General features: G+C 37.0%; 10 protein-coding genes and 1 tRNA gene. 4 read left to right on the top strand and 7 right to left on the bottom strand.

Annotation, left to right across the window (positions count from 1 at the left end):
• From FFR48_RS22495 to FFR48_RS22485, 3 genes are all read right to left on the bottom strand, one after another.
• On the bottom strand, positions 1–190 hold a 190-nt coding region (locus FFR48_RS22495), incomplete at its 3' end, for a GFA family protein (RefSeq protein WP_371851473.1).
• Positions 191–238: 48 nt separating this feature from the next.
• Positions 239–1,126 carry an alpha/beta fold hydrolase gene (locus tag FFR48_RS22490; RefSeq protein ID WP_137668902.1) on the bottom strand — a complete coding sequence of 296 codons (888 nt, stop codon included), beginning with the start codon at positions 1,124–1,126 and terminating at the stop codon, positions 239–241.
• Between the two features lie 12 nt (positions 1,127–1,138).
• Positions 1,139–1,645 carry a HugZ family pyridoxamine 5'-phosphate oxidase gene (locus tag FFR48_RS22485; RefSeq protein ID WP_137668901.1) on the bottom strand — a complete coding sequence of 169 codons (507 nt, stop codon included), beginning with the start codon at positions 1,643–1,645 and terminating at the stop codon, positions 1,139–1,141.
• A 93-nt stretch (positions 1,646–1,738) separates the two neighbouring features.
• Here FFR48_RS22485 and FFR48_RS22480 point away from each other — a divergent pair, with 93 nt between their 5' ends.
• The 3 genes from FFR48_RS22480 to FFR48_RS22470 all read left to right on the top strand — a co-directional run bounded on the left by FFR48_RS22480 (position 1,739) and on the right by FFR48_RS22470 (position 4,554).
• Positions 1,739–3,250, top strand: a complete 1,512-nt coding sequence (locus FFR48_RS22480) for a CIA30 family protein (RefSeq protein ID WP_137668900.1) — start codon at positions 1,739–1,741, stop codon at positions 3,248–3,250.
• 148 nt (positions 3,251–3,398) lie between these two features.
• Positions 3,399–3,758, top strand: coding sequence for a hypothetical protein (locus FFR48_RS22475; RefSeq protein ID WP_137668899.1), 360 nt, complete (start codon positions 3,399–3,401; stop codon positions 3,756–3,758).
• 187 nt (positions 3,759–3,945) lie between these two features.
• The gene (locus FFR48_RS22470) at positions 3,946–4,554 is read left to right on the top strand and encodes a hypothetical protein (protein ID WP_137668898.1); all 609 of its coding nucleotides are present in this window, start codon (positions 3,946–3,948) and stop codon (positions 4,552–4,554) included.
• Between the two features lie 141 nt (positions 4,555–4,695).
• On the opposite strand, the gene FFR48_RS22465 is transcribed toward FFR48_RS22470, so the two are convergent.
• Positions 4,696–4,767: transfer RNA gene (locus tag FFR48_RS22465), tRNA-Thr, on the bottom strand.
• A 37-nt stretch (positions 4,768–4,804) separates the two neighbouring features.
• Here FFR48_RS22465 and FFR48_RS22460 point away from each other — a divergent pair.
• Positions 4,805–5,068 carry a DUF3493 domain-containing protein gene (locus FFR48_RS22460; RefSeq protein ID WP_137668897.1) on the top strand — a complete coding sequence of 88 codons (264 nt, stop codon included), beginning with the start codon at positions 4,805–4,807 and terminating at the stop codon, positions 5,066–5,068.
• A gap of 315 nt (positions 5,069–5,383) precedes the next feature.
• On the opposite strand, the gene FFR48_RS22455 is transcribed toward FFR48_RS22460, so the two are convergent.
• From FFR48_RS22455 to coaD, 3 genes are all read right to left on the bottom strand, one after another.
• Positions 5,384–7,030, bottom strand: a complete 1,647-nt coding sequence (locus FFR48_RS22455) for a DUF1565 domain-containing protein (protein ID WP_137668896.1) — start codon at positions 7,028–7,030, stop codon at positions 5,384–5,386.
• A 150-nt stretch (positions 7,031–7,180) separates the two neighbouring features.
• Positions 7,181–7,849: an ATP synthase subunit B family protein gene (locus tag FFR48_RS22450; RefSeq protein WP_190346377.1), complete on the bottom strand. Its 669-nt coding sequence runs from the start codon at positions 7,847–7,849 to the stop codon at positions 7,181–7,183.
• Positions 7,759–8,310, bottom strand: a complete 552-nt coding sequence (gene coaD, locus FFR48_RS22445) for a pantetheine-phosphate adenylyltransferase (RefSeq protein ID WP_137668895.1) — start codon at positions 8,308–8,310, stop codon at positions 7,759–7,761. The genes FFR48_RS22450 and coaD overlap by 91 nt, the downstream gene beginning before the upstream one ends.
• Between the last annotated feature and the right edge of the window lie 178 nt (positions 8,311–8,488).

Genomic DNA, 8,488 nt, shown 5'->3' with positions numbered 1-8,488 from the left:
TTAAAACATCCTCACCTTGGAACAAAGTAAACTTATCTTTCTTCACAATTAAATGTAAAAATCCCTTTTTGCGACAAATTGAACAATTACAATCATCAACTTTGTGTTGATCAACCACTACCTGAAAACGTACTGCACCACAGTGACAACCACCTTCATAAGTGACAGTTTTATTAATATTTGTCCTCATCATTTATCACCCCCAAAAAATTGATTTTTATTTATTTTTTATCTGCGTTTAATCAAGATACTTATATAGCAACCCCACAAAAACCCCAGGAATTTCCAAATGTGGTAAAATGCCAGTATCAGCTATAGCTTGAAAATCCCTAATTGCACCTTTATTTAAACTTGCTAACCTCCTACCCAAATTAATATTAGTAAACTGCGCTTCCTCACCCCAGAAAAACACAGTTGGAACTTGCAACTGTTGAATATACAAACTCAAATCAAAATACAAATCACCCTTTAAAAATGCTAAAGCGGAATATTTAGCATTGGGTTTTTGTGCAGAAGTTAAATATGCTTCTACTATTTCTTGTGTTAATCTTTTCGGGTTAGCAAAGAGAAAACTTTGCAAAAAATTATTCACAGCAACTTCATTTTCTGCACCCAAACCATAAATTAAATTATCCAAAAAAGGTGTATTAATCACCGAAAGCGGCAATCTTCTTCCTGCACCTTGTCCAAAATCATCAAACCCCGAAGGTGAAACTAAATACAATGCTTTAAATATTTCCGGTTGAGAAATAGCAAGACGAATAATAAAAGCAGCAGTTAAAGAAGACGCAACCACCGTCACAGGTTGATGACAAGTTTGGTGAATAAATTCACTAATGGTAGTCAAATAATCTGGAATTTGATAATCTTTAACTGGATGATCTGACTCTCCCCAACCAATTAAATCAGGTGATAAAATACGATATTCATTAGCAAAAGCTGGATAAACTTTAGACCATTCAAAAGCAGATGCACCACCACCAAAATTATGTAAAAATAACAAAGGTGGTAATTTTTCAACTGCTTCTATATTGCAAGGTTCACTCATTTGGGTATAATAAACCATATTACCCAAAGATGTCTTAATGAATTTCTGACCAAAACCAGGAGGTTGAAATTTCAGCATATAATATATAAGTTATGAATTAGGAATATTATCTTTATTTAAATATACAATTTGATTGAGATTATCACCACTAATATTATAAGCTGCTCCAAAACCAATCACAAAACGTCCTTGGGTGGGAGTGAGTTGAAAAATTCTAAAGTCAGCTAAACCACGTAATACTTCAATAATTTCTCCAAACCGTGCTTGAAATTGATCAACAATTTGATTCCATTGATCAGTTTCTCTTTCAATCAAAGTAGCTGTACAATCAAAATTCAAGCGACGACGGGCAAAAATATTAGGAGTTTTAGCTTCATCTTCAATAAATAAAACACTCACATAAGGATGAGATTGAATATTAACAGTATGGGTGGATAAACCACTCACATAAATATAAATGTTTTTAAATTCATCCATGACAAAAGGAGTATAACTCGCGTTGGGGATTCCTTTTTCGTTTGCTGTACTAATCATAATACTGGCAACTTCTTGAGGAAATTGCTCATACTCTGCTTGGATTTTTGCCAATTGACTCATAACCCATAAATCCATAATTAGCTGTTAGTATATTATTATAATATAAAATTGCCGCAATTATCAAAAAACACTCCTAAACCATTAGCAATCACTATGACTGAAAACAATCGTCATCAATCTAAGTTATGTAGACTCATTCAAACCCTCACCTATTTTGAGGTATTCCCTGCACTGAACTGGGTACAAAATATATTTGCAAAAAATCGTTCTCAACCAATTCAAAATCAACCAAAAGGGGGTAATCTTATGGGTATAATTTTAGTAGCTGGTGCAACTGGTGGAGTTGGTAAACGAGTCGTACAAAGATTATTAGCGCAAGGTGAAAAAGTGCGTTGTTTAGTCAGAAATATTGATCAAGCGCGGTCAATTCTTGGTAATGAAGTTGACTTAGTGGTGGGAGATATTACCAAACCGGAAACTTTGAATGATTTGGTAATGAGTAATATTCAAGGTGTGGTTTGTTGTACAGCAGTGCGAGTTCAACCAGTGGAAGGAGACACACCTGATAGAGCAAAATATAACCAAGGTGTGAAATTTTATCAACCAGAAATAGTAGGAGAAACACCAGAAAATGTAGAATATAGAGGAGTAAAAAATTTAGTAGAAGCTGCTAGAAGATATTTACCAAACACTGGAGAAAAAACTATCTTTGATTTTACCCAATCATCAGAGGAATTAACAGCACAATTAAAAAATATTTGGGGTGCGTTAGATGATGTAGTTATGGGTGGTGTCAGTTCTAGCAATTTTAGCATTTTAGAAAAAACCGCTTTATTTGCTGGTAATGTTTCTACTGCAAACTCAGGAGGTTTTGCATCTGTAAGAACCAAAAATTTTGCACCCGCAATTAATTTATCAGGTTTTACCGGGGTGAGATTGAGAGTTAAAGGTGATGGACAACGGTATAAAATATTTTTGAGAACTGAAAATACTTGGGATGGAGTGGGTTACAGTTATTCCTTTGATACTGTAGCTAATACATGGATAGATGTTAATATCCCTTTTGTGAATTTAACACCTGTTTTTAGAGCGAAAACTGTTAAAGATTGTCCTAAAATTGATCAAAGTAAAATTTGTTCTTTTCAATTAATGTTGAGCAAATTTGAATATGACGGTGCGTTAAATCCTCAATTTAGTCCTGGTGGTTTTAAATTAGAATTAGAATCAATTAAAGCTTATGGTGGTGCAGGTTTATCACAATTTGTTTTAGTTAGTTCTGCGGGTGTAACTCGTCCGGGAAGACCAGGAATTAATTTAGAGGAAGAACCCCCAGCAGTGAGATTAAATGACCAATTAGGAGGGATTTTAACCTGGAAGTTAAAAGGAGAAGATAGTTTAAGAGAAAGCGGAATACCTTATACAATTATTCGACCTTGTGCCTTAACAGAAGAAGCAGGAGGAAAGGAATTAATATTTGAACAAGGTGATAATATTCGTGGTAAAATTAGTCGTAATGATGTAGCGGAAATTTGTGTTCAATCTTTAAAACAACCAAAAGCGAAGAATATTACCTTTGAAGTCAAAGAGGGAGAAAATAATGTTAACTCTATCAACTGGGAACAATTATTTTCTCAATTGCAGCGTGATGCAGTTAAGATAATCTAACTCTAGATTTATCTGCGTTATTCATTCCCGTCCCTGAAAAATATCATAGATACCCAAATTTTAAACCCACATTTTAAAACCAAATTTTCAAATAAATTGGGTATCTGTGTATTTCACATTCAAAATTAATGTTAATGAAATATTAGAAATGTCCAAAAAATTGTTTTTTACAGCAATATCTGGAATTTTAGCCATTATTCTGTGGAGTAGTATTTTTTCTCATCTTGCAACATCACAACAAGTAGATTTTCGAGTTTATAACCTAGAATCTAACTTGAGACGTTTAGAATTGCGGTTGAACCAAATAGAATTATCATTGCCTCAAAATCCTCAAATTCCATCTTCGAGAATTTCTCAAAATCCAGTCAAACCGCAAATTGATCAACGGAATTTATCACAATCTGAAAGGGATAAAATGTTTGAGAGATTATCAACTTTAGTAGTGGAATTAAAGCAACAGGTTAATGATTTAGAGAAGCGGGTTATAACATTGGAGTCTGGGAAGTAGTGAAAATGTCTGAATCCTCAAATCATCAAAATCCCGATACTAACAAAAATCCTGTAAATCCTAAAATCCTGGATATCCTGATTCAGACAAAATATATTGACAAACACAACCATAATTAATTATCATTTGAATTGATATAACAACAAATATTTGACTCTCCTATCCGTTTTTAGTCCTAATTAAAACCATGCCTTACAGTGATTTTACACTTAAAAAAGTCCGCCAAGATTTAGCAATTACCATCCATGAAAGTGGAAGATTTTTCCCAGATGTTCCTCTTGTTGCACCTGATGATTTATTACGTCAAGAACTAGAAGAAGGTTTACCTTTGGTACTCGCAAGAGGTAGCGAAAAAGCCCGTTCTGAATGGATTATTAGCCCTGTATTAACAGCAGTGAGAAGATTATTAAATCGTCAAGTAAGCCTTTTTTCTGGAGAAGATTTTACTGTAGATCCCAACATGGGACTTAATGGTATTTGTGATTTTCTGATTAGTCAATCACCCACCCAATTAGAAATTCAAGCTCCAGTTATTATCATTATAGAAGCAAAAAAAGAAAATTTGAATGGTGGTTTAGGTCAGTGTATTGCAGAAATGGTAGCTGCTCAAAAATTTAATGCTGCTAATAGTATAAATATTTCTACTATTTTTGGTTCTGTCACCAGTGGCACAGCTTGGAAATTTTTGAAATTAGAAGGTAATTCAGTCACTATTGATATTACCGAATATCCCTTACCACCAGTTGAGCCAATTTTAGGATTTTTGCTGTGGATGTTAAGTAGTCATGCAAAATAAATTCTCTATCTCTTGATTTATATATGTTTTACATTTATTCAGCATCCCCCAAGTATTAAATAAGCAAGTGTTAAAAATGCCCAGATTTTTTTTCAAATAGGCAAAATCTGGTCAATAAAAATATATAATTTCTAGAACCCAAGCCGATGATGGGATTTGAACCCACGGCCTGCTGATTACGAATCAGCTGCACTACCACTGTGCTACATCGGCATAAACCATCCAAAATTATAGCATAATTCTTAAAAAAATGGTAGACCCAAATCTCAAAAATCGCTTAAAAGCCGAAATGGCCTCACCCTATCGGGGTTTAAGGCAGTTTATTTATCTTGGCGTTGGTGCTTCTGGTTTTATCGGTGCATTTGTATTTTTCTTTCAACTACTTGCAGGTAAAAATCTTGATACCACCTTACCCAACTTTGCCCTACAAATAGGAATAGTTGCCCTGATGGTATTTCTGTGGAGATGGGAACAGCGACGCTCCAAAGAGTCAGGGGTCAGGAGAAGAAATTAGGAAGAAAAATTTTCGGCGAATATAAAAGGACTTTTTCAGCAACCCCTGTGTAGATGTGATTTCTAATCACCCAAGTTGGACTTTTCAAACATCCTCTGAGATATAGGACTCCTATTTGATTATTGAAAAAAACTCCGTACACCAAAATTCTCTAAAAGCCTTTTGCATGAGTGCCTGGTTGGTGAGCGAAGTCGAACTATTGCCTCTTGCCTGCCTACACAGATAAATTCAGAAATCAAACCGGATGACTATAGATCCCTGACTGCTTGGAAAAGTCAAGGATCTGGGTATTGGGTTTGATTGAATTTGTGAAAGTTACTGTGCTGTCACCAAATAAGCAGAAGAAATTGGCTGCGCCCTACCAATAGCCACAAGTGCCTGATATACAAAAGCAGCTATTTCCGCCCTAGTTGCCTGACGATTAGGATCAAGTTTTTGCACTGTCGGATAATTCACCACCAATTGTCTCACAGTGGCAGCGGCCACAGGTCCAATGGCATAATTAGGAATTTGAGCAGCATCCGTGTAAACGCTGACAATATTGTTATTGTTAGCAGTGAAATTCAACCCGTTGGCTAAAGCCACTAAAGCCTGAACTCTAGGAATTTGTTGCTGTGGTTTAAAAGTACCATCAGGATAACCAGCCACAAATGCACTCTTGTAAGCTTCTTGAATTGCATTATAAGCCCAAAAATTGCTTTGCACATCCTTAAACTGAACAGCTTGACGTTTAACAGCAGGTGTCAAAGCTTTAGTGATAATAGTCGCAAATTGGGCGCGAGTGACAGGTTCATTAGGTCTAAAAGTGCCATCGGGAAAACCTGCAATAATATTTTGGGCAGCTAAAGCTTCAATATAAGATTTTGCCCAATAACCTGTGGGAACATCTTTAAATGCTGTAGCACCTGTACTACCACCATTATCAGCAGGAGGAGTAACAGTTGCAGCTACAAAATCTACAGCGCCCACAATTCGCTTTTGATCAATATCATTGCCAACAGCAAGAATGCGGTTAGTTCTAGTGGCATTATTCAAATCGTGACGAGTGTTATTACGAATCAGATTACCCCCAGGACTGTCATTAGTACCAAGGTTGGGAAGAGCATTGATAGTGGCAACAATACCATCCCGCTTATTGTTCTGAATCACATTCCGACGTAGTATGGGTTTGGCAGATTCAGAGATAAACAGGCCATCTTGGTTTTGAATAATTTGGTTGCCTTCTACCAAAGGTGTAGAATTTCCACCAATAGCCAAACCAAAACCAGTATCTTCAAAGGTGTTATTTCTAATTTCACCTTGAGCAGAACGGGCAAAAGAAACCCCATTACCTCCATTTTTTAAAAAGATGTTATTTTCAATTTTGGGATTTCCTGTACCTGTAACAAAAACCCCTTCTCTGACACTGTTGGTAAAAGTATTGTTTTTAATAGTGGGATTGCTTGATTCTACCCAAACAGCAGTACCTCGTTGATTGGCATTAGTCACAGTTAAGCCAGCAATGGTGGTATTATTTTCTGCGAGGATTGTTATATCCTGTCTAGCAAAAGTACGACTGGTGTAAAACCCACCACCTGTAATTATTGTTCCTTGACCTTTGGCAGATTCATTACCTATAAGTGTCACTCCTGGTTTGAGTATTAAAGGAAAACTTTCCCCAGTGTCCTTACTATAGTTACCAGGAGCAAGTTGAATCACTGTGTTTGCTTGCGCTTGGGAAAGAGCAAAGGTAATAGTTTTGTAAGGTGTTGCTGCACTCACACCAGCACCGGCACGATCTTGACCAGTTACCGGATTAACATAAATGACTGTAGCACTGGCAGGAATTTGGGCAATTAAAGTTTGAGCAGAACCAGCGTTTACCTGACTGGGTAGCAATGTTGAACTACCAGCAATAACTAACAAAGCAGTCAAACTGCTTCCTAAAGATAAACGAGAAATGTGAAAACCCTTAGATTTCATATTTTTGATATACTTGCTTACGGTACTTTTAAGACAGTCTAAGGTAACAGCGTCGCACTGTAAAACCTATGCAAAAATATACTGGATGATCAACAGTGATTCTGGGTAAAGTTGGAAATCGGATACGATCTATATTGGGTATTGAACAAATTATTTTTTCTTAGGATAGGTCGAATTACGTTGCTTAGGTATTTCTCCTCGCAATTGTAATCTACCATTAGTAATAATTCGTAACATTTCCTGAAGATCCTGTTCGATATTTTCTAGAACATTATCGGCATATTGATCAGCACCATCTTCAATTTCTTGAGCTTGAGCGATCGCATTTTGGCGCATTTCCTCTAACTCTTGCATACAAGCACGTTTTTTGCGTTCAATTTCTGCCAGAGTATCTTGCATCATTGCGTCACACTCTTGCTGCACTTTGCGACGCAGTTGTTCAGTTTCCCTTTCTGCTTGTCTGATAATATCGCTATCAGACAAAATTTGCGCTCTTTTAGCCTGTGCTGCTTCTACCACCTGCTGTCCGTACTCCTCCGCTTCCAGCATGATTTCCTCCTTGTTTTGAAGGAGTTCTGCTGCTGCCTGAAACACCGACGGTAAAGAAACACGCACAAAATCAAGCTGTTCTAGAACCTTATCTTCATCTATCAGCGTGCGTCCAGTCAAAGGAATTTGCAAACCAGCAAGAATCATATCCTCTAAACGGTTAAGTTCTTGGAGAATATCTACACCTCCTTGTCCGTTGGGGTTTTCTTGAGGTGGGACATTTTTTCCGTTGTGGTTGGGTTCAGGTTTGGAGAGTTTTGGTTGTAGCATTGGTATATATCCAGGGCAATGTGTGGGGGAACAAGATGATCGACAGAGCCACCAAACTTTGCAATCTCTTTTACCACACTACTACTTAAAAAACTATACTCGTTTGAGGTGGCCAGAAAAACTGTTTCCATCTGAGTGGAAAGTGTTTTATTAGTGTGAGCCATTTGTAGCTCAATCTCAAAATCGGAAACTGCTCGTAAACCACGTAACAAAACTTGTGCTTGTCGCATTTGGGCATAGTTAACGGTAAGTCCATCAAAACTGTCTACCTCCACATTCGGTAAATGTTTTGTAGCCAGACGAATTTGTTCTATCCGTTGTTGCACCGGAAAAAGTGGTATTTTGTTAGGATTTCGCAATACAGCCACTATTACCTCGTCAAACAGCCGACTACCGCGCTGAATGATATCAAGGTGTCCCAATGTAATAGGGTCAAAGCTCCCCGGATAAATAGCAATCATTTATGTAAATTAAACAGCTTTAGGTAATTATAGCGACATACAGGGAATTGGGAATAGGGAATAGGGAATTGGGAATTGGGAATTGGGAATTGGGAATAGCTGATTAGAAAACATAAAAGTGATTACCCAGTCACCAGTCCCCAGTCACCAGTCCCCAGTCCCCAGTCCCCAGTCACCA

Source organism: Sphaerospermopsis reniformis (assembly GCF_005402885.1).
Lineage (GTDB): Bacteria > Cyanobacteriota > Cyanobacteriia > Cyanobacteriales > Nostocaceae > Sphaerospermopsis > Sphaerospermopsis kisseleviana.
This window is presented reverse-complemented; position numbering and strand designations above follow the sequence as displayed.

Coding starts and splice junctions, on each gene's coding strand:
- FFR48_RS22490 (WP_137668902.1), bottom strand. CDS start 1,126: ATGCTGAAATTTCAACCTCCTGGTTTTGGTCAGAAATTCATTAAGACA.
- FFR48_RS22485 (WP_137668901.1), bottom strand. CDS start 1,645: ATGAGTCAATTGGCAAAAATCCAAGCAGAGTATGAGCAATTTCCTCAA.
- FFR48_RS22480 (WP_137668900.1), top strand. CDS start 1,739: ATGACTGAAAACAATCGTCATCAATCTAAGTTATGTAGACTCATTCAA.
- FFR48_RS22475 (WP_137668899.1), top strand. CDS start 3,399: ATGTCCAAAAAATTGTTTTTTACAGCAATATCTGGAATTTTAGCCATT.
- FFR48_RS22470 (WP_137668898.1), top strand. CDS start 3,946: ATGCCTTACAGTGATTTTACACTTAAAAAAGTCCGCCAAGATTTAGCA.
- FFR48_RS22460 (WP_137668897.1), top strand. CDS start 4,805: ATGGTAGACCCAAATCTCAAAAATCGCTTAAAAGCCGAAATGGCCTCA.
- FFR48_RS22455 (WP_137668896.1), bottom strand. CDS start 7,030: ATGAAATCTAAGGGTTTTCACATTTCTCGTTTATCTTTAGGAAGCAGT.
- FFR48_RS22450 (WP_190346377.1), bottom strand. CDS start 7,849: ATGCTACAACCAAAACTCTCCAAACCTGAACCCAACCACAACGGAAAA.
- coaD (WP_137668895.1), bottom strand. CDS start 8,310: ATGATTGCTATTTATCCGGGGAGCTTTGACCCTATTACATTGGGACAC.